The organism is Caulobacter sp. X (genome assembly GCF_002742635.1).
Lineage (GTDB): Bacteria > Pseudomonadota > Alphaproteobacteria > Caulobacterales > Caulobacteraceae > Caulobacter.
In genome coordinates this window covers 447,824-468,433 of sequence record NZ_PEGF01000002.1, presented here as the reverse complement: position 1 = coordinate 468,433, position 20,610 = coordinate 447,824, and the positions used below count along the sequence as shown (strand labels likewise).

Here is a 20,610-nt window from a genome sequence, read left to right as displayed (position 1 = left end):
AGCTTCCCAGTATGGCTCTTGATCGTCGCGTATTCCTTGTCCTGTTCCTCGCCGGCTGCGCGGAGACCGCCACGCACCCGCAGATGACCCCCGCGCCGGCCCCCAAGCCGGCGTCCCAGCCCCAGACGCCGCGACCGCCTTCGCCCACGCCCGCCGCGCCGCAGACGCCGGTCGACGCCGAGACCCAGGCGTTCGACGCCTGGCTGGCCGACTTCCGCCCCCGAGCCATCGCCGCGGGTCTGTCCCCCGCCCTGCTGGACCGCGAACTCTCGGGCCTGACGCCCGATCCGAAGGTCATCAGCCTGGACGGCCGGCAGCCCGAATTCTCCAAGCCCGTCGGCGCCTATATCGCCGGCGTGGTCAGCGACGACCGCATCGCCATCGGCCGCGCCAAGCGCGAACAGCTCACCTTCCTGCCCCAGATCGAGGCGCGGTACGGCGTGCCGCGCGACATCCTGCTGGCCGTCTGGGCCATGGAATCGGCGTTCGGCCAGCTGCAGGGCCGCTTCGACGTCGTCCGCTCGATGGCCAGCCTGGCCGCCGACGGTCGTCGCCGGACCTGGGCCGAGGGCGAGTTGATCGCCGCGCTGAAGATCATCGATTCCGGCGAGGTGAGCCGCGAGCAATTGAAGGGATCCTGGGCCGGAGCCATGGGCCAGACCCAGTTCCTGCCCAGCAGCTATCGCGCCACGGCCGTGGACTTCGACGGCGACGGCCGGCGCGACATCTGGGGCTCGGACGCCGATTCTCTGGCCTCGGCCGCCAATCTGCTGATCAAGGGCGGCTGGAAGCCGGGCGTTGGCTGGGCCAAGGAGGTGATCCTGCCGCCCGACTTCGACTATTCCCTCGCCGAAGGGCCGCGCGAGATCCCAGCCTGGTGGGAGGCCAAGGGCGTTCGCCGCGCCGACGGCCTGCCCTGGACCGAGACGGACGCCGCCCAGCCCGCTGGCCTGATCCTGCCCGCGGGCGCGGCCGGCCCGGCGTTCCTGGCCCTGCCGAACCACTTCGCGATCCGGACCTATAACAACTCGACGTCCTACGCCTTGGGCATCGGCCTGCTGGCCGACCGCTTTGGCGGCGGCGGACCGCTGGTCACGGCCTGGCCGCAGGAGACGGCCCTGTCGCTATCGGACCGCATGGCCGCCCAGATCGCCCTCGCCCGCGTCGGTTTCAGTCCGGGCCCCGCCGACGGCGTGATCGGCGCCGGCACCCGAAGGGCCCTGCGCGCCTGGCAGCAGAGCCAGCAACTGCCCGCCGACGGCTATCTCTCGAGCGACATGGTCGCCCGGCTGAAGGCCCAGGCGGGGATCAACCCGTAACGATCTGCATCCAGATCGAGCGACGCTCGCCCGGCCGCAGCACGACCATGCCGGTGTCACCCTCGCCGAACGGGTTGGGGCGGCTAGCGCAGGGCTCGACGCACAGGAAGCCCTCTCCCGGCGGCACATAGACATGCAGCCAGCGGCATTCTGGCGAGGCGGTGATCACCGTTTCCGGCTGGCCCGGGGCGCGGAGCACCGCGCGCTGGTCCCAGCCGGTGTAGCAGTGGTCGATCAGGCCATGGCCGGCGACCGCCGCGCCGGCCGCCCAGTCGGCCTCCCACGGCCCCGGATGATGCTCGGTCGGCAGGACGTCGGTGTCGATCAGCCAGACGCCGTCATTGGCGGCGGTCAGGGTCTCGCCCGGGCGACGCGGGAAATAAGGATGGAAGCCCAGGCCCGCCGGCATCGCCGTCTCGCTGGCGTTGATCACCGTCAGTTCGACGCGGAAACCCGAGTCGAGGAGCTGGAAGCGCTGCTCGGCGCGATAGGCCCAGGGCCATGCGTCCGGCGCGTGCTCATACGATAGCAGCGCCTCGCCATCGGCGGCGTTTTCGACGGCCCAGGCCGAGCGCCAGCCCTGGCCGTGCAGCGGATGCGGGTGTCCGGCCAGGTTCGGCGGCAACACGACCTCGCGCCCCTCGAACACGAACCGGCCGTGCGGGATGCGGTTGCAGAACGGGACCAGCGGAAAGCTGGCCGTCATCAGGGCGTCGCTGGTCCCAGGCGCGGCGGGCCGCAGCACATCGCGGCCGCCGACCGTGAAGCGTGACACCGCGCCGCCGACCTCGGGAACGAACGACAGGCGGGACTGGCCCTTGTCGATGGCGGTCATGCGGCGGCTCCCGAAGATTGACGGCGCATCGGTAGGATCATTCGCCGCAGAGGCCAAGCGCGATGGGAGCGCTACCGTGGCGATCATGGCGACGGCGATGGACGCCGGCGCTCGACAACCCCAACACGACCACCGCGACATTTCGCCACATGATGCAGAGCCTATTCGAGCGACGTTGCGCCTTTCGCGGGGCCGTGATCGCTTCAGAACATGACGCGACAGGACTTTTCGCGCTCAAGGCGCGGACGCCGGAGACTTCGCCAATGAGACGTTGTCCGACACCGGTGTCCTGCGATCGCAACAAACGATCGTCTTTCCGCCCAAAAGATGGATATTGCTCCGCTGCGGGGGACGCGTTGTGTGGATGCGGGTGATCTTTTGAGCGCAACAGGCTCGGACAAGGCCGTGCTGTTGAGCCTTTATGAGGAGAAACGGGCCAATCTGGTGCGCTTCTTCGCCGCGCGACTGAGTTCGCGCGCCGAAGCGGAGGACCTGGTGCAGGATCTCTATCTGCGGCTTATGGCGATGGAGGCGGACACCGCGGTGGACAACCCGTCCGCCCTGCTGCACCGCATCGGCTCGAACCTCATGCTGGATCGCCTGCGCAGCCAGAAGCGCTCTGGCGCGCGTGATCACGACTGGCGCGAAGCCAACACCACGGTCCTTGCGGGACATGAGGTGGCCGACGAGCCGGCGGCCGACGAGGTCGTCCATTCCCGCCAGCGCCTCAGGGCTTTGGTCGAGGCCGTCGACGACCTCCCCGAAAAGACCCGCCACGCCTTTCAACTGCACAAGCTGGAGGGCCTCAGCCATGCCGAAACAGCCCGTCGCATGGGCATCAGCACCAGTACGGTGGAAAAGCACATAAGCTCGGCCCTAAAGACCCTGACGAGGCGACTGCGTTGATTTATGCATCTGTCAATGGAGGGCGAGGCGTCGTTGCGACGTCCTTCCCGTGGGGGATGATGGGTCCTCGTCGGAGCAAAACCGGATGAGCCGGTCAGCGCAGCATCTGCAGGAGGCGGCCGATTGGCTGACCCGATTGCAGCGGCCGGAGGTCGATGAGACCGACTGGCTGGCGTTTGACGCCTGGCTTTCCGAGCCGGGCGCGCAGGAGGCGTATGACGCCATCCAGGCCGTCGACGAGGAGATCTTCCAGCGAGGGGCGGCCGTCCGGGGGGAATTGGCCGAACCCAGGCGCGCCGCGGCTAGGCGGGCGTTCACGATCGACTGGCGTTGGCTGGGCGGTCTGGGCGCCGCCGCCGCCGCGGCCGCCATCGCGATCACGGTGGCGCCGTGGGGCGAACTGCTGCCCCAGCCCGATACGCTCTACTCCACAGCCAAGGGCGAGAGCCGCACCCTGGACCTGGCCGACGGCACCCGTATCGACCTGAACACCGACTCGCACCTGTCGGTCCGTCTGGAAAAGGACGCGCGGCGCGTCACGGTCCATGACGGCCAGGCCCTGTTCGACGTGGCGCACGACAGCGCCCGCCCCTTCCTGATCACCGCCGGCGACGAGACGGTGCGCGTGGTTGGCACCAAGTTCGACGTCCGCCGCCGCGACGGCCAGCTCAGCGTCACCGTCCTGCGCGGCCTGGTCGAGGTCTCGACCGACGGCGAGGATACGCCCGTCCGGCTGCGTCCCGGCCAGATGCTGGAGCATGTCGAAGGCGCTTCCGGCGTCTCGGTGCGGTCGGTTGCCGCCGAGGATCAGGTGGGCTGGCGCTCGGGCCGCCTGGTCTATCGCGACCAGCCGCTGGGTCGCATCGTCAGCGACATGAACCACTATTTCGACCGCCCCATTCGCCTTGAGGGTGAAAATACGGCCACTCTTCGGTTTTCCGGCGTATTGATCGTGGATGGACAGGATGCGATGGTTCGCCGCCTGTCCAGCCTGATGCCTATTTCGGCGACGCCGACCGATGATGCCATTGTCCTGCGCGGAAGGCCGTCCGCTTCGAACTGACGCGCGTAAGCGGGCCCGACCCTGAGGCGGGCCCTTCTCCTTTTCGCCGCCAGCTTCCTGGGACTAGGCCTTAGCGGACGCGGCGCCGTCGCCGCTGTCGACGGTCGCGTGCGCCTGGACATCCGCAAGACCACCGCCTCGGAAACCTTGATCGAGCTGGGCGTCCGCATGGGCGTCAGCGTTGGCGGCGTCGAGGCCTGCAAAGGCCCAGGCGTTCCGCTGGTCGGGTCGTTCACGCTCCGCGAGGCCCTCGACCGCGCCGTCGCCGGACGCGGTTGCGCCTACGCCCTGGTCGACGCGCGCGCGGTCCGCTTTTCTCCGCTCAAGCCGCCGGCGCGCCCACAGATCGTCGCGCGCCCTGTCGCGCCGACCGCGATCGAGCCTGTCGCTCCCCTGGCGCCGCTGATCATCACCGCCGGCAAGCGTCCCGCGCGGCTGGGCAGCCTGCCGGGCGGCGTCAGCGTCATCGGCTCGCCCCAGCTGCAGGACACCGGGGTCGGCGAAACGGGATCGGTGGCGCGCCAGACCGCCGGCTTCATCACCACAAACCTCGGCGCGGCGCGCAACAAGATCCTGTTGCGCGGGCTGTCGGACGGCACCTTCACCGGACGCACCCAGTCGACGGTCGGGACCTATCTCGACGACCTGCCCGTCAACTACAACGCCCCCGACCCCGACCTTCGGCTGATCGACGTCGATCGCGTCGAGGTGCTGCGGGGGCCGCAAGGCGCGCTCTACGGCGGCGGCTCGCTCAGCGGCATCTATCGCATCGTCACGCGCGCGCCAGAGCTTGGCGCCTATACGGCATCGGCTGGCGCGACCTTCGCCGACACCGAGTCCGGCTCAAACAGCTATCGCTTCGAGGGCGTGGTCAATGTGCCGACCAGCGCCCAGTCGGCCTTGCGGGCGACGTTCTATCACGACGTCGACGGCGGCTATCTGGACGATGTGAACCTGCGCCTTTCGAACGTGGACAAGACCGCGCGCCGGGGCGGGCGCGTGGCGTGGCGGGTCGAGCGCGGCCAATGGGAGATCCGGCTGGGCGTAGCCGGCCAGAGCGTTTCGTCCAAGGACACCCAGTACGTCACCTTGATGCCCGGCGGTCCGCGCCGCGCCAACCAGGTGCGCGAGACGCATCGCAATCGGCTGGGCCAGACGTCGCTGAAGATCAGCGGTTCGGGCGATTGGGGGCAGTTCGAGTCCGTGACTGGCTACGTCACCCACAAGTTCGCCAGCCGCTACGACGCCACCCTGGCCCTGACGCAGTTCGCCGAAGAAGGCGTGGAGCTGGGCCTCTACGACGAAAGCTCGCGCGTGCGCATGGCCGTCCAGGACGCGCTCTACACGGGTCCGGAGCGAGGCCGGCTGCGCTGGATGGTGGGCCTCTTCGCCGCCAACAGCATCGAGGAGGGCGACGCGGACCTCCGCGCCCGCAGCGCGAACGTCACCCGCACGGTCTACAATGAGGACCGCAAGGACCTGCTGAACGAATACGCGGCCTATGGCGAGGCCAGCTACGATCTCGGCGCCGGCTGGAAGGCCTCGGTGGGCGGACGCCGGTTCAAGACCACGGTCCACACGCGATCCTACGTGCTGGCGCCGTCTCCCGGGACGTCGCGGGATCTCGATCGCAAGGCCTCCTTCGGCGGCTTCTCGCCCAAGGTTTCGCTGCAGCGCGATCTGTCCGGCGGCGGCATGATCTATGTGCTGACCTCGGAGGGCTATCGCGCCGGCGGGTTCAACTCCGGCGGCCTGGTTGTCCCCGCCGAGACGCGCCGCGTCTTCCGCCCCGACCACCTGCGCAACTACGAGATCGGCGCCACCCTGACCCCGTTCCGAGGCCGCCTGAACCTGCGCACGGCTCTGTTCTACGACGACTGGCGCAACATCCAGACCGACCAGTACTTCTCCTCGGGCCTGTCCTACACCGCCAATATCGGCGACGGTCGCAATCGAGGCGTCGAGATCGAGGCCGCCTGGCGCGCCACCAGCCGCCTCACCGTCTCGGGCAACGCCCTGTTCAACGAGCCCAAGCTGACCCGCATCGCCCCGGGCTTTGGCATCGGCGAGACCGCCAGCCTTCCCGGCGTGCCGGACGTCTCCTTCGGCAGCCTGGTCACCTATCACCGGCCGCTGACGTCAAGCGCCTCGCTGATGCTGACGGCCGAGACCGGCTATATCGGCCGTTCGCGCCTGACCTTCGACCCGCGCTATTCACCGTCCATGGGCGGCTATTACACCGGCAAGCTGTCGGCCCAAGTGATGACCGACCGCTGGCGCGCGGCGGTGTTCGTCAGCAATCCCTGGAACAGCTCCAGCGACACCTTCGCCTACGGCAATCCGTTCAGCTTTGGCCAGGTCCGCCAGGTGACGCCGCAACGGCCCCGCACGTGGAGCCTGTCGCTGTCGGCCAATTTCTAAGTCCCCACTGTTGCAAAGCTTACATATTTCTTAGCGCCGGCGCGGGGGGCCGCCGCTGGCGGCGCCGTCATCTTCTGTGAGAGCGACCGCGGGGGCGCGGGACGCTCGACCAGGGATTTCGAGTGATGACCAAGCTTACCGCGCTGCTCTGCGTCCACAATGAAGAGCAACGTCTGCCCGCCTGTCTGGCCGCCCTGTCGTTTTGCGACGAGATCGTCGTGGTGGCCGACCGCTGCAGCGACGGCACCGAGGCCATCGCGCGCCAGTACGGCGCCCGGGTGATCTCCGGCATCTTCCCGATCGAGGGCGCGCGCAAGCACGCCGGCCTGGCGCGTTGCACCGGCGACTGGATCCTGGAGCTGGACGCGGACGAGGGCGTCACCCCGGCCTTCGCCCACGAGGTGCGCGAGACCATCGCCCGCGCCGGCGCGGCCGACTGGTATCAGGTGCCGATCGACAACTACATCGGCGACCAGCTGGTCCGTCACGGCTGGGGCGGCTCGTTCGGCACGTCCTCGGCCGCGCGCCTGTTCCGCCTGGGCGTGAAGTCTTGGAAATCCGAACGCGTGCATCCGGGCGCGAAGCTGGACGGCGTCTACGGCGGTCGCCTGAAAGAGCCGCTACGCCACATGGTCGACGAGGACATCGGCGACATGTTCGCCCGCCTGTCCCGCTACACCGCCCTGCGGGCCCAGGACCTGGCCGACAGCGGCAAGGTCAAGAGCATCCCCGACGACGCCTTCCGGGGCGTGCGCCGGTTCTTCAAGTGCTACGTGTCGCGCAAGGGCTATCGGGAAGGCGATCTGGGCTTCCTGATCTCGCTGATGGCGGGCCTTTATCCGATCCTCTCGAACCTGCGCGCCCGTGAGATCCTGCGCAACCGCGCCCGCGAGACGGTCAAGCCGGCCCCGGCCGCCCTGCCGCTGCGCCGGGCCGAAGCCGCGAGCCATTAGTCCCGCGCCATGCGGCGGCTCGCCCCCCTCGCGTTTCGCCTGATCCTTGGCCGGGAGCTGCGGCTTTGGGCTGAGGCTGGACGCGCGCCGATCCTGTGGTGGCGCGACGACGACGCGCGCGCGCCGGGCGAGGCCCTGGACAGGCTGCTGGCCCTGTCACGCCGATACGCGGCGCCGCTGACCCTGGCCGCCATCGCAAACCCTCACCTCGCCGCCCTGGTTCGCCGGGTCGAGGTCGAACCGGCGGTCGAGATCGCCGTCCATGGGTTCAAGCACATCAACCGTCAACCTGAGGGGCGGGGCTTTGGCGAGGTGGTCGCCGAGGACAGTCTTGAGTGGGTCCGCGCTCAACTCCGGGCGACCGTCATGGCGTTCCACAAGGCCGGCGCGCAGCCCACCCTGTTCGTGCCGCCCTGGAACAATCTGCAGCCTCGGCTGATCGACGCGCTCGGCGACTCGCCGATCATCGCCGTCTCGGCCTTCGATCAAGCGCGCGGCGTGTCCGAGGGCGTAGCGCGCCTTGACGCGCACCTCGACGTGCTACGCTGGAAGGGCGGCGGGCGTTTCCGCGGACGCTGGCGATTTCTGTCGCGCATGCGCCGCCTGATGGCGCAGCGGCGGATTTCCGAAAATTGGGACGAGCCGATGGGCCTGTTGACCCATCACCTCGATCACGACGCGGCGACCTGGGCGTTCCTGGACCAGTTCCTGGCCGCGTTCCAGATCAGCGCGCGACAGAACCTGACGCCGGCCAGCCCACGCGCATCTGAAGCGCTCAGCGCCTAGCCTTAAGCCAGTTCGGGACGGTCGCGCAGGCACTCGCCGATCGCGCGGGCGCAGCCCGGCAGGCCAAGGGCCCCCACGAACGACATGGCTACGGCGCAAACCAGCATGATCGGTTGGAAGATGCGCATCGGGAATCTCCACACGGCGTTCGTCGGTGGCACTGTGCCGGAACAGTAAGACGGAACCTTGACGATTGTTCCGCGCTCGAACGGAAAAATTTCAGAGGGCGGCTTTTTCGCTACGCGGCGCGCCTAGACCATAGGCTTGGCGCGCCGCTTCGATCCGCTCAAGCTTGGCGTTCAGCGGCGACCAGTCGTCCGCCTGATCGATCGGCGCCCACAGGGCCTCGACCTCGCCGATGATCAGCTCCTCGGGCTCGGGACGCTGGAAGATCGGGTCGGCCAGACGCTCGGGCCGGTCCGGCGAATAGTCGCTCAGGCGCGCGCGGAAAGCCCGGAACGCTTCGCTGTCATAGAGGCCGGCGCGCGGGCCCGACAGCGCCCGCGCCTCGGACGCCTCGCCGCCGAACCAATCGAAGAAGAACGGCTCCCAACGCAGCGCCTCGCCCCCGTCGGCCAGGGCCCGGAAGGCGGCGTTGACCAGCTCGATGTCGGTCTCGACGCCCCGGCTCCGCAAGCCAAGCCGGTCCAGGATCGCCTCGCGCAGCGCCGTGCGATAGGCGTCCGAGAAGCCGTTCAGCGCCGCCAGCAGCCCGGCCTGCTCGCCGACCAGGGTGAAGCAGGCGGCCAGCTGCTGCAGGTTCCAGAACACCGCCTCGGGCTGGCGGCCGAAGCTGTAAAGGCCCGACTGGTCGAAATAGGCGGCGACGAAGTTCGGGTCGTTGCGCGGCAGGAAGCGCCAGGGGCCGTAGTCGAAGCTCTCGCCCGTGACGACCATGTTGTCGGTGTTGAGCACGCCGTGCACGAAGCCGGCCGCCATCCAGCGCGCCAGCAGGCGAGCGCTGGCGGCGACCACCGCCTCCAGCAGCGCCGCCGGGCGGTCCGGCGCATCGGCCAGAGACGGATAATAGGTCTCGACGACGTGGTCGATCAGGACGCTGATCAGATCCCGGCGGTCGAAATAGGCCAGGCGCTGGAACGTACCGAAGCGGATATGGCTGTGCGACAGCCGGGTCAGTACGGCCGAGCGGGTCGGGCTGGGCTCGTCGCCCCGGGTCAGGGCCTCGCCGGTCTCGATCAACGAGAAGGCCCGGGACGTCGGGACGCCCAAGGCCTCCAGCAGGCTGGCGGCCAGGACCTCGCGCACCCCGCCCTTCAGGGTCAGTCGGCCGTCGCCCGAGCGCGACCACGGCGTCTGGCCCGAGCCCTTGGTGGCCAGGTCCAGCAGGCGATCGCTTCCCGCCTCCCGCAGCTGGCCGAACAGGAAGCCGCGGCCATCGCCCAGGTCGGGGTTGTAAACGCGGAACTGATGGCCGTGATAACGCATGGCCAGGGGAACCGGCTGGTTGTCTGGCAGCGGCGCGAAGCGGCCAAAGCGCTCGATCCATTCCGCGTCGGTCAAGCCCTCCAGGCCCACGCTCGCCGCGGCCCGATTGTTCCGATAACGGAGGATTGCCTCCGGAAAGTCCGCGGCCTCGACCGGATCGGCGAAATCGCGCCCCAAGGACTGGAAACGCGGGTCGGGACGGTAAGCGGAGGACAAGGTCATGGTCGCCAGATGAGGCCGCCGCCGCCCTCGCGCAACCCTTCTTCGAAAGTACGTGATGCTCGGCGAACGCTGTCACATCCCAGCAACAGAGGCCGCTAGGCCTTTTTGTCACAAGGGATTTCGCTTGCCAACGCCATGAGGCCGGCTAACCCTTGGTCATCCATTCGAACGATCGTTCGAGCGGAGCAACGAAAAACAAGCCTGGGGACGGGCAAGCGTCTCCGGGCCAACGAACCGAGGTAGGAAATGCGCTTCACCCAGGTGCTTTGCGGCACTGCGTCCGCTGTCGTCCTCGCTGGTCTTGGCGCTTCGAGCGCCGCGCAGGCTCAAACGAGCGACGCCCAAACCGTCGATAGTATTATCGTCACCGCCCAGAAGCGGGAACAGAACCTGCAGGACGTGCCGGTCGTGGTCACCGCCGTCGGCGCCAAGCTGCTGCAGGACACCGGCGTCAAGGACATCAAGGATCTGACGATCCTGACTCCCGGCCTGACGGTGACCTCGACCTCGTCCGAAGCCTCAACCACCGCCCGCGTGCGCGGCGTCGGCACGGTCGGCGACAACCCCGGCCTCGAAAGCTCGGTCGGCGTCGTGATCGACGGCGTCTATCGCCCGCGTAACGGCGTCGGCTTCGGCGACCTCGGCGAGATGGAACGCATCGAAGTGCTGAAGGGTCCGCAGGGCACCCTGTTCGGCAAGAACACCTCGGCCGGCGTCATCAACGTCATGACCAAGGAGCCGGAGTTCGGCTTCGGCGCCAATGGCGAGCTGACCTTCGGCAACTACGGCGCCAAGGGCGCGGCCGCCTCGGTCACGGGTCCGCTGTACGAAGACAAGCTGGCCGGCCGGCTCTATGTCGCCGCCCGCAAGCGCGATGGTTACAACGACGTGATCACCGGCAACGGCCCGTCCAAGCGCGACCAGGACGCCGACCAGAACTTCTACACCGTCCGCGGCCAGCTGCTGTTCGTTCCGGACGACCGCGCCACCTTCCGCGTGATCGCCGACTACAGCCGTCGCGACGAGAACTGCTGCGGCGCGGTCCAGATCCGCACCGGCCCGACGGCCGCCCTCTTGGCGGCGGTTTCCGGCCAGGCCGCTCCGGTGGCCGCCACGGCCGACCCGTTCAAGCGCGTGGCCTATTCGAACCGCGGCGCGCCGGCCAAGATCGAAGACAAGGGCGTTTCGCTGCAAGGCGACCTCGACCTGCCCTTCGGTTCGCTGACCAGCATCTCGGCCATCCGCAACTGGCGCACTGACAACGGCCAGGATTCCGACTTCAGCACGGCCGACATCACCTATCGCAACAAGGACGGCACGAACTATTCCGAGTTCACGACCTACAGCCAGGAACTGCGACTGGCGGGCCGTAGCGACAAGTTTGACTGGCTGGTCGGCGCCTTCCTGGCCGATGAACGCCTCGAGAACCGCGCCAACTTCTACTACGGCAACGACTACGAGCAGTATCTGGGCCGCCTGCTGTCGCGCTCTGCGGCCAACCCGACGGGTATCCCCAACTTCATCGCCCTGCTGCTGAACCGCGCGCCCAACACCTCCTTCGCGGGGGGGCAAGGCCTGAAGGACCGCTACGACCAGCGCGCCACCACGATCGCTCTGTTCACCAACGACACCTGGCACGTGACCGACGCGTTCGAGATCACCGCCGGCCTGCGCTACACCTCCGAGAAAAAGAAGCTCGACACCTACCAGACCAATACCGACGGCGGCGTCGCCTGCGGCACGGCCCTGTCGGCCGCCGGCCAGGCCCGGATCGCCAGCATCGTCGGCGCGGCGGCTACGCCGACCATCATCGGCAACCTCTGCCTGCCCTGGGCCAACACGCTGTTCAACGGCCGCGGCACGAAGCAGGAGCGGACGGACAAGGAGTGGAGCGGCACGATCAAGGCCTCGTACCGCTTCTCGCCGGAAGTGTTCAGCTACGCGTCGTTCGCGCGCGGCTACAAGGGCGGCGGCTTCAACCTGGACCGCACCCAGTCGTCGAACGGCCTGCCCTCGGGCGGTTCCGGCGTGACGCCGATCTATGACACCTCGTTCCCGGCCGAGTTCGTCGACAGCTATGAAGTCGGCCTGAAGAACACTCTCTTCAACCGCACCGTCCTGTTCAACGTCAGCGTCTTCCAGCAGAAGTTCACCGACTTCCAGCTGAATACCTTCCTGGGCACCTCGTTCGTGGTGCGCTCGATCCCCGAGGTGAAGTCCAAGGGCGTCGACGCCGACTTCCTGTGGTTCACGCCGATCCATGGCCTGACGGTCCAGAGCGGCTTCACCTACGCCGACACCAAGTACGGCAAGCAGGCGATCCCGAACGATCCGGGCAACGCCCTGGCCCTGCTGCCGGGCAGCCGCCTGTCGCTGGCGCCGAAGTACTCGACCTCGGGCTCGCTGACCTATGAGACCCCGGTCGGGGACAACATGAAGGCCCGCTTCAACATCGGCGCGAAGTACTCGTCGTCGTACAACACCGGCTCGGACCTGTTCCCGCCCAAGGTCCAGAAGTCCTACACCGTCGTGAACGGTCGCGTGGGTCTGGGCTCGGCCGACGAGCGCTGGACCATGGAGCTGTGGGCCCAGAACCTGCTGAACGAGAAGTACATGCAGGTGGCCTTCAACGGCCCGCTGCAAGGCTCCTCGGGCCTCAGCGCGACCCAGAGCACCTACAACGCGGCGCTGGATACGATCACCTACGACGCGTTCCTCGGCGCGCCGCGCACCTACGGCGTGACCCTGCGCTCAAGGTTCTAACCGGGAGGGGGAACCCTCGGGCCGCCAAGGGCCCAGAGGGCTTTCGGAAGAGGGAAGGGCGATCCGGGCGACCGGGTCGCCCTTTTCCTTCGCCGGGCTCAACTTTTCCGATTTCAGGTCTTCCGGACGACGCCGCATCACCTCAGCATGGCGCGGGGGTATCGATGGACGCCGGGAGACCGCCAGCATGAAGACGATCCGCTTCCTCGGAGTCTGGATCTGCCTCGTGATCGGCCTGGCGCTGGGGGTGTGGAGCCTGCGGACGCCCGCGCCCCTGCCCGCCAACGCGCCGCCGGCCGCCTTTTCGGCCCAGCGGGCCATGGCCGACGTCGCCGCCCTGGCCCAGGCTCCGCATCCGACCGGCTCGGTCCAGATCGCCAAGGTTCGCGACCATCTGCTGATGCGGATGGGCGAGCTGGGCCTGGAGGTCTCGGTCCGCCCTGACCAGGGCTTCTACGCCAAGGCCAGCAACCCGCGCGTCCTGACCGTCGCCGCGGTCCAGAACCTGGCGGGCGTGCTGCCTGGGACCCAGCGCGACCTGCCGGCCGTGCTGGTCATGAGCCACTATGACTCGGTCCACAATTCGCCTGGCGCGGCCGATGACGCGGCCGGAGTCGCCGCCGCGCTCGAGATCGCCCGCGCCCTGAAGGCCGGCGGCCCAGCCAAGCGCGACGTCATCTTCCTGTTCACCGACGCCGAGGAAGCGGGTCTGCTGGGCGCCGAGGCGTTCTTCGCCCGCGACCCGCTGGCGGGACGCGTCGGCCTGGTCGTGAACCTCGAGGCGCGCGGCGACGCCGGCCGGGCCTCCATGTTCCAGACCGGCCCCGGCAACGGGGCGCTGATCAGCGTCTTCGCCCGCGCCGCCAAGGGCCCCTCGGCCAATTCCCTGGCCTCGGCCGTCTACGCCAAGATGCCCAACGACACCGACTTCACCCACGCGGTGCGCAAGGGCCTGCCCGGCCTGAACCTGGCCTTCATCGACGACCAGCTGGCCTATCACACGCCGTTGGCCAAGCCTGATCACCTGGAAAAAGGCAGCCTCCAGCACGTGGGCGACCAGACCCTGCCGACGATCCGGGCGCTGGCCGACGCAACCGAGCTGCCGCCGCCCGCGCCGGACGCGATCTATTCCGACGTGCTGGGGCAGTTCCTGGTCAGCTATCCGCCCGTCGTCGGCTGGGCGCTCTTGGGCCTCGCCGCGGCGCTGCTGGCGTTCGCCGGCTGGCGCACCCTGAGCCTCGGCGCCGCCAGCGGCTGGGAGATCGCCCGGGGCGCGGCCGGCCTGCTGCTGCTGGCCTCCGCCGCCGCTCTCGTCCTGCACCTGGCCGGTCGGCTGCTGATGGTCCAGGACGTCCAGCGCTATTACGACCTGCTGGTCAGCTTCGACTATGTGCTGTGGGGCGCGGGCCTGCTGGCGATCGCGACGGGACTGGGCGTCGCCACGGCCATGGCGCGCGGCGCCGGCCGGATCATCCCGTGCGTCGCCGCGCTGGTCCTGGGCGGCGCTGGCAGCCTAGTCGGCGGCTTCGATCCCGTAGGCCTGGGCCTGGGCGTCGCGACCGCCGTGCTGGCGGCGCTGGCCCTCGGCTACCGAACCGACGCCCTGGGCGGCTGGATCGGCGGTCTCGTCGTGCTGCTCATCCTCGCCGCGGCCGCCCAGGTCCTGGCGCCCGGCGCGACGGTGATGCTGACATGGCCGCTGCTGATCGCGGCCCTGGGCGTGGCCCTGGTCATCGGGATCGGCGGGACCCGGGACAAGCGCGTGGCCCTGGCCCTGACCGTCGTGATCGGCGTCCTCGCCATCGTCTCTCTGGCCCAGCTGACCGCGTGGGCGGCCTTCACCTTCGCCGGCCTGGGCCTGCAGGAGCTGGCCGTGCTGGCCTTGTTCGCCATGCTGGCCGCCCCCGCCCTGTCGCCCCTGACCCACGATTTCGCCGCCACCCGCTGGGCCTGGCGCGCGGCGCTCGTCCTCGTCCTGGCCGGCGGCGGCCTGATCGGCTACGCGGCCCTGGCGGAGGGGACCGCCGCCCGCCCGGCTCCCACCGGCGCCCTGCACCTGGCCGACCTCTCGACCGGCAAGGCCTGGCGGGTCGCCGAGCATCCGCGCCTCGACGCCTGGACCAAGGCCGCTCTGCCCGACGACGGCGGCGGCCAGCCCGTTCGCCAAGCGCTTTCGCCCTTCTGGCGCAAGCCCGTCTGGATGTCAGAGACCCGCGCCGCGCCGGTCGAGGTCCCGCAGCTGTCGATCGACCGCGCCGAGGACCGCCTGCTGGTCCGGCTGATCCCGGCCCCCGGCGCCGAGACGGTCAGCCTGCGCCTGAAGCCTAGCGCCCCGCTCAGCCAGCCGCGCCTCAACGGCCGCCCGATCAGCCTGAAGACGGAGGCCGGCGAGTGGTCGAGCCTGACCTATCACGCGCCGGACCCGAACGGCGTGACGCTCAGCTTCACGACGCAGGGACCGGGCTCCGTCGAGGTCGCGGCGCTGGAGTATCACAACGGCTGGCCGGCCCTGGCCAAGGCGCCGCCGCCCAAGCCCGCCAGCCTGATGGCCTTCGGCATGTCGGACAAGACGGCGGTGCTGGTGCGCGGCCAGATGAGCTGGTGAGGCCTCAGACCGCGAAGACCCCCTCGCCCGGCTCCTTGGCGTAGAGGGCTTCGACCCGGTCGGCGCGGCGTTCCAGCGTCGCCCGCTGGTTGACGTAGCCCTTGTCGGTGATCTCGCCGGCGTCGATCGAGGGCGGCTCGGTCAGGATCGTGAAGCGCGCCACGCGCCGCGACGACCCGCCCGCCGCCGCGTTGAAGGCCGACAGCCGCTCGCGCAGGATCGCCACCAGTTTCTCCAGCGGCGTGCCCGGCCCCGGGTCCGCGACCAGGGCCGCGAGGCCCGCGGGCGAGGGCCACAGCATCGCGCCGATGAACGGCTTGTCCTGGCCGGTGATCACCGCGTCGTGGATGTAGGGGCTGCAGGCGGCGACGAGGTCGGGTCGCAGCACGCCGACGCTGACCCAGGTGCCGGTGTCCAGCTTGAAGTCCTCGGTCACCCGGCCGTCGAACACCAGGCCCTTCGCAGGATCCTCCGGATCGACGAAGCGCGCCGCGTCGCCCAGGCGGTAGAAGCCCTCCTCGTCGAAGGCCGCCGCGGTCTTCTCCGGGTCCTTGTGATAGCCGGCCGCCACGGTTGGCCCCTTGACCCGGACCTCGTACTTCGAGCCGCTGGGCGCCAGCTTCAGCTGGACGCCCGGCAGGGGAAGGCCGACCAACCCGACCCGTTCGGTGACCCAGTGGGTGACGGTGACGCCTTGCGTCTCGGTCGCGCCGTACATGGTGGTCAGCGGGATCCGGTGGCCGGTCTCGGCCACGGCCAGGGCCTGGATCCGCTCATAGACGTCGTTGGACAGGGTCGCGCCGCCATAGCCCATGTAGCGCAGGTTCTTGAAAAACGACCGCCGCAGCGCGGGGTCCTTCTCCATCGCCTCGGCCAGCATCGAGAAGGCGATCGGGGCCGAGCCGAACACGACCGGCGAGACCTCGTAGAGGTTCTTGATCGTGGTCTCGAACATCCCCGGCAGCGGCTTGCCCTCGTCGATGTGCAGGGTGCCGCCGCCCCAGATCACCGCGTTGAAGGTGATGTTGCCGGCCGAGATGTGGCTCCAGGGCATCCACTCAAGGCTTTGCGAGACCTCGCCGGTCTCTGGCTCCTCGGCGCGCAAACCTTCCTGGCCGGCGATGACCCCGGCCATCATGCCGTGGGTCTGGGGGACGGCCTTGGGCAGGCCGGTCGAGCCGGAGGTGAACAGGTACTTGGCCACGGTCTCGGGACCCACGCCCTCCAGAGCCGCCCGCAGCGCCGGGGTCGGCGCGGTGGCCGCCACGGTCGCATAGGGGATCGCCCCTTCGCCCGTCCCGTCGGCGGTGACGATCAGCAGGCTCGGGTCCAGCGCCTTCAAGGTCTCGATCGCCTTGGCGAACATCGCCCCGCTCTGGGCGAAGACGACGCGCGGCGCCACGCGCTCGAAGCAGTGCTTGAGCTTGGCGTGGTCGGTCGAGATCAGGCTGTAGGCGGGGCTGACCGGCGCGGCCGGGACGCCGGCGGCGTAGGCGCCCAGCGTCATCAGGGCGTGCTCGATCGCGTTGGAGGACAGGATCATGACGCTGTCGGCCGGCGTCAGGCCTTGGTCCAGCAGCCACTGGCCGATCCCCTCGACCTGGCGCAGGGCCTCGCCATAGGTCACCTGCCGCCAGGGGCCGTGGTTCGGCTCGCGCTGCTTCAGATAGGGCCGCTCCGGATGTTCGGCGGCCTTCTGGGCGAACAGATGGGCGATCGAGCGCGGACCCTCGCCCGGCGCGTGGTTCGAGGTGATGACGATCGAGCCGTCGGCCCGGCGCTCGACGCTGACGTCGGGGCCCTTCATCGGCAGCGGCTTGAACGGAGCGGTCGAAGGCTCGCGCACCGGCGAGCCGCCGTCGGGCGGCGTCATGGTTTCACTCCCTCAAGTTATCGTTGTTCTGTTGAGCGTGAGCCCAAACCCGCCGCGCGGCAAGGCTGACGTAGGGAGAACGTCCTTGTCGGCCGTGTCAGGCCCGGCGGCGCGCCCGCCGAGCGGCCTTGGCCGCGGCCTCGGCGGACGAGACCTGCTGGGCGAAGGTCTCCAGGCAGACGCCGAACCGCTCGCCGCAGGCGCAGTCGATCACCGGCAGGAACCGCACCGCCTCGATCGTCGCGCGGGCGGCGCCGCCGCAGCGCGGACAGGCGAACTCAAGCTCAACGCCCCCCACGTCCAGACCCGCCATGCCGGTCCCTCCCGCCGTGCGCGACTTTCGAATCCCTCGAAAGACGTCTCGACGATGGCAGGCCTGACGCCGCCCGTCCCTGCGACGTTCTGTCCCTCTGAGCTAAGCGATGCCCAGCCCGCGCCAGCACGGCAGCACGGTGTCCGCCCAGGCGACCGCCTGAGCCTGCAGCGCCGCCTGGGCCGCGTCGCCTTGCAGGGGCGAACCGCCGGCCAGCAGCGCCTGGCCCTGCTCGGCCAGGGCGCGGGCCGCGAAGGCCGCCCAGTCGGCCGGACCGCCGCCGTCCCGCTCCCGCGCCAGCCAGAACAGCTGGTGGAAGCGCTGGGCGGTCACCGCGCCGCCGGTCACGGGCGAGGCCAGGAAGCCCAGGTTCGTCGCCTCGGCCGCCCGTCGCGCCAGCTCCAGGTTCAGGGCCCGCGCCGTTCCGGCCCCGCGCGCTGCGGTCTCCGCGCCTTGCGCCGAGGCGACCACGCCCTGGGCCATCAGCAGGGCCAAGGCCGTGGTCAGCTGCGGCAAGGGCGTGCCGGCGGGCGCGGCGGCCTCCAGCTCGCCGATCGGGCGGGGCTGGCCGTCGCCGAGGGTCTCGAGGATCGCGTCGTACAGCGGGCCGCCCAGGGCGACCTCGGCGAAGGTCCCGCGCGCCTTCTCCAGCGGCTGGCCGGCGGGCCGGGCCAGCACCACGCGCTGGTCGCGCAGGGCCCGGCGCTGGTCGGCGGCGGCCAGGGGCGAGAGACCGCGCAGCCAGTAGTCGCGGCGGAACTGGGCCTGGACGGCGAAGTCGCGGAAGGTCTCGCGCAGCGACGGATCGGGCAGCTCGCGCAGGAAGCCGGCCATGCCGGGCGAGACGTTCAGCTCCTCGACCTGGTCGGGCATGTAGGCCGAGGTCGCGAACGACAGCTTGGCGTTCGCCAGCCGCGCCTCGACGTCGGCGAACCACATCGGATGCCAGTCGCGGTTCATGTATTCGTGGACCATGTAGGCGCGGTCCTGCTTCAGCAGGCCCTCCAGCCGGTCGATCACGCCGGGATTGAGCCGCGAATAAACGGGGTCCTCGGCGAAGAAGCGCTGCATGGTCAAAAGCGCCGCGTCCAGGTTGGCGGCGGGGCCCAGGCCCGGCGCGCCCAGGGTCTCGGCGTGGCGCTTCATCAGGTGGCGCAGCGGCGCGGCCATCGCCCAGCCCGGCTGGGTGTTGTACGAGATGTAGACGAGGCCGCCGGGCTTCAGCTTGCGGCGCAGGAACGCGACGATCTTCTCGCGCGCCGCGTCGTTGACCCAGCTCCACACGCCGTGCAGCGAGACAAAATCGAACTCCGGCATCCCCGGCCGCTCGGCGAACTCGTCGAAGGCGTCGTCGAAGAAGTGGGCCCGCGCGCCGCTGGCCGCCACGAGGTCGCGAGCGAACACCGCCTGGGCCGGGGCGAAGTCGCAGCCCCACCAGTCGATGTCGGCCTGGGTCGCCGCGTGCACCGCCGCCGAGCAGCCCTGGCCGAAGCCCAGCTCGCAGGCCGCCTCGATCTTCGGCGCCCGCAGGCCCTTCAGCAGCAGCGGAAAGGCCGAGCGGACCGGGTTCAGCTCCGGATAGGCGCCGTAGGTGTACCCCGTCTCGACCACATAGCCGGCGCTCCAGTCTTCGTTCATCCGCGCTCTCCCCGAGTCAGGGTCACGGTGGGCCGGGGATCGGGCGGGGGCAAGGGGGTGAGCGTTTCAAGTTCCTCCCCCCCGCTATGCGGGGGAGGTGTCGCGGAGCGACGGAGGGGGCGAGTTGGACGGGCGCCGAGCTAGCCCCCTCCGGCCCTCTGGGCCACCTCCCCCGCATCGCGGGGGAGGATCTGGTCAGCCCAAGACACGCCGCCGCCGCTTCACGCGATCGCTCGCTGAAGGTGTGGAAGGGGACGCGGAGCGCCCGGACATCCGTCCGGATTATGGGTAGTGAGTACCGTTTCGACGAAGCCAAACGCTCCGCGCAGCCGTTATCCGGTGAGCCTTCGACGCGCGGGGTTTTAACCCGCTTCCGAAAGAGGCCCCCGGCGGGCGGGCCGGGCTGGCGACCCGGTCCCCGGACCGTCCGGGCGATTTCAGCCCAGACCCTGTCCCGCTCGACCACCCCCGACAGCCGTCACGATCGCCGGCCGGACGTCCCTTCCAAGCCATCGGGTGAGGAAAAGTATGGGGCGCGATTCAACGCGGATCACAGAGCGGCGTGTAAAAGTGAGAAGTCATTGAAATCGTTCGTTTCGATTCTGGATACGCGGATGATAGAGCGCCGCGAACGCTCGTAGATCCGCTCTCCTCCCCCATCGGGGGAGGGGGACCGCCGAACGGCGGTGGAGGGGCCAGCCGAGCTGGCGACGGTCCGTAAGATCAAGACGACGCAACGGCCGATCACAGGATGTAGCCCCTCCGCACAGGGCCCCTTCCACCAGCTTCGCTGGTCCCCCTCCCCCAAAGGGGGAGGAGAGAGACATTGCCGCCCCTCAGCTATTGCTGGCGATATAGGCCCGCACGTCCTCGGCGCTGGTTCCGGCGCGTTCGACGGCTTCGTTCAGGACGTCCTCGGTGACGCCCAGGACCTCGGTCCAGTAGCGCACCTCGTAGGGCTCGTTGACATTGATCCGGGCGGCGTCTTGCGGGCCGGTCTTGGTCTTGTCGTCTGACATGGCGGTCTCCTTCTCTCCCGAGTCGAATCCGGGAGAGCGGCAGGAGGTTCCGCCCGACGCCCCTCAGCGCTTCTTGCCGAGCTCGGCGGCGATGTCCTTGGTCATCTTGCCGACCTTGCGGTGGGCGGCGGTGATCTGGTCGCGGGTCACGCCCCAGCGCTTCATCCAGTACTCGACGGCCTGGCGCTCTGAGAGGTCCAGCCGGTCCTTGTCGATGAAGCCGCGCTTGTCCTTGAGGCCGGCCATCAGCGGCTCATCCACGGCTTGGCGGCGCCGGTCGCGACCCGCGCGGCCTGCTGGCGCTGGAACTTGCCCCCGCGCGGCGGCTTGGGCCGCGCATCGAGCGCCGCCTGCTTCAGGCGCAGGGCGCGCTGGATGGGGGTCTCGTCAGGCGGGGCGGTGGTCATGGGGGGAGCGTACCTGAAACCCTCTCCCACGGGGAGAGGGA

Annotated in this window: 17 protein-coding genes; 8 read left to right on the top strand and 9 right to left on the bottom strand. The window is 69.6% G+C overall.

What is annotated here, in order from left to right:
* Positions 1-11 precede the first annotated feature (11 nt).
* Positions 12-1,319 carry a lytic murein transglycosylase gene (locus CSW60_RS14425; RefSeq protein ID WP_099538040.1) on the top strand — a complete coding sequence of 436 codons (1,308 nt, stop codon included), beginning with the start codon at positions 12-14 and terminating at the stop codon, positions 1,317-1,319.
* Here CSW60_RS14425 and CSW60_RS14420 read toward each other — a convergent pair.
* Positions 1,309-2,154, bottom strand: coding sequence for an aldose 1-epimerase (locus CSW60_RS14420; RefSeq protein ID WP_099538039.1), 846 nt, complete (start codon positions 2,152-2,154; stop codon positions 1,309-1,311). The two genes, CSW60_RS14425 and CSW60_RS14420, sit on opposite strands and share 11 nt — an antisense overlap.
* Positions 2,155-2,559: 405 nt before the next feature.
* On the opposite strand from CSW60_RS14420, the gene CSW60_RS14415 reads away from it, so the two are divergent.
* The 5 genes from CSW60_RS14415 to CSW60_RS14395 all read left to right on the top strand — a co-directional run bounded on the left by CSW60_RS14415 (position 2,560) and on the right by CSW60_RS14395 (position 8,283).
* The gene (locus CSW60_RS14415) at positions 2,560-3,060 is read left to right on the top strand and encodes an RNA polymerase sigma factor (RefSeq protein ID WP_236634288.1); all 501 of its coding nucleotides are present in this window, start codon (positions 2,560-2,562) and stop codon (positions 3,058-3,060) included.
* 85 nt (positions 3,061-3,145) lie between these two features.
* A complete protein-coding gene (locus CSW60_RS14410) occupies positions 3,146-4,123 on the top strand; it encodes a FecR domain-containing protein (protein ID WP_099538037.1) in 978 nt (325 codons plus the stop codon).
* A 108-nt stretch (positions 4,124-4,231) separates the two neighbouring features.
* Positions 4,232-6,544 (top strand): TonB-dependent receptor, encoded by a 2,313-nt coding sequence (locus CSW60_RS14405; protein WP_099538036.1) that lies wholly within the window; start codon positions 4,232-4,234, stop codon positions 6,542-6,544.
* 125 nt (positions 6,545-6,669) lie between these two features.
* Positions 6,670-7,497: a glycosyltransferase family 2 protein gene (locus CSW60_RS14400; RefSeq protein WP_099538035.1), complete on the top strand. Its 828-nt coding sequence runs from the start codon at positions 6,670-6,672 to the stop codon at positions 7,495-7,497.
* A gap of 9 nt (positions 7,498-7,506) precedes the next feature.
* Entirely contained in the window at positions 7,507-8,283 is a 777-nt protein-coding gene (locus CSW60_RS14395) for a polysaccharide deacetylase family protein (protein ID WP_099538034.1), read from the top strand.
* A gap of 2 nt (positions 8,284-8,285) precedes the next feature.
* Here CSW60_RS14395 and CSW60_RS14390 read toward each other — a convergent pair whose 3' ends face one another.
* Complete coding sequence (locus CSW60_RS14390) at positions 8,286-8,411, bottom strand: hypothetical protein (protein ID WP_013077777.1); 126 nt, start codon at positions 8,409-8,411, stop codon at positions 8,286-8,288.
* 91 nt (positions 8,412-8,502) lie between these two features.
* The gene (locus tag CSW60_RS14385) at positions 8,503-9,951 is read right to left on the bottom strand and encodes a protein adenylyltransferase SelO (RefSeq protein WP_099538033.1); all 1,449 of its coding nucleotides are present in this window, start codon (positions 9,949-9,951) and stop codon (positions 8,503-8,505) included.
* A 246-nt stretch (positions 9,952-10,197) separates the two neighbouring features.
* On the opposite strand from CSW60_RS14385, the gene CSW60_RS14380 reads away from it, so the two are divergent.
* Both CSW60_RS14380 and CSW60_RS14375 read left to right on the top strand, forming a co-directional pair.
* Positions 10,198-12,714, top strand: coding sequence for a TonB-dependent receptor (locus CSW60_RS14380; protein ID WP_099538032.1), 2,517 nt, complete (start codon positions 10,198-10,200; stop codon positions 12,712-12,714).
* Positions 12,715-12,901: 187 nt separating this feature from the next.
* Positions 12,902-15,319, top strand: a complete 2,418-nt coding sequence (locus CSW60_RS14375) for a M20/M25/M40 family metallo-hydrolase (protein ID WP_099538031.1) — start codon at positions 12,902-12,904, stop codon at positions 15,317-15,319.
* A 4-nt stretch (positions 15,320-15,323) separates the two neighbouring features.
* On the opposite strand, the gene CSW60_RS14370 is transcribed toward CSW60_RS14375, so the two are convergent.
* The 6 genes from CSW60_RS14370 to CSW60_RS14340 form a co-directional block, all read right to left on the bottom strand.
* A complete protein-coding gene (locus CSW60_RS14370) occupies positions 15,324-17,192 on the bottom strand; it encodes an AMP-binding protein (protein WP_099538030.1) in 1,869 nt (622 codons plus the stop codon).
* A gap of 97 nt (positions 17,193-17,289) precedes the next feature.
* On the bottom strand, positions 17,290-17,505 hold the full coding sequence (locus tag CSW60_RS14365; protein ID WP_099538029.1) for a hypothetical protein: 216 nt from the start codon (positions 17,503-17,505) through the stop codon (positions 17,290-17,292).
* Positions 17,506-17,607: 102 nt separating this feature from the next.
* Positions 17,608-19,143, bottom strand: a complete 1,536-nt coding sequence (locus CSW60_RS14360) for a class I SAM-dependent methyltransferase (protein WP_099538028.1) — start codon at positions 19,141-19,143, stop codon at positions 17,608-17,610.
* Between the two features lie 836 nt (positions 19,144-19,979).
* Positions 19,980-20,162, bottom strand: coding sequence for a DUF3606 domain-containing protein (locus tag CSW60_RS14350; RefSeq protein ID WP_099538027.1), 183 nt, complete (start codon positions 20,160-20,162; stop codon positions 19,980-19,982).
* A 63-nt stretch (positions 20,163-20,225) separates the two neighbouring features.
* Complete coding sequence (locus tag CSW60_RS14345; RefSeq protein ID WP_066730332.1) at positions 20,226-20,408, bottom strand: DUF3606 domain-containing protein; 183 nt, start codon at positions 20,406-20,408, stop codon at positions 20,226-20,228.
* Positions 20,408-20,569 carry a hypothetical protein gene (locus CSW60_RS14340; RefSeq protein WP_099538026.1) on the bottom strand — a complete coding sequence of 54 codons (162 nt, stop codon included), beginning with the start codon at positions 20,567-20,569 and terminating at the stop codon, positions 20,408-20,410. Before CSW60_RS14340 ends, CSW60_RS14345 begins: the two co-directional genes overlap by 1 nt.
* Positions 20,570-20,610: the final 41 nt, after the last annotated feature.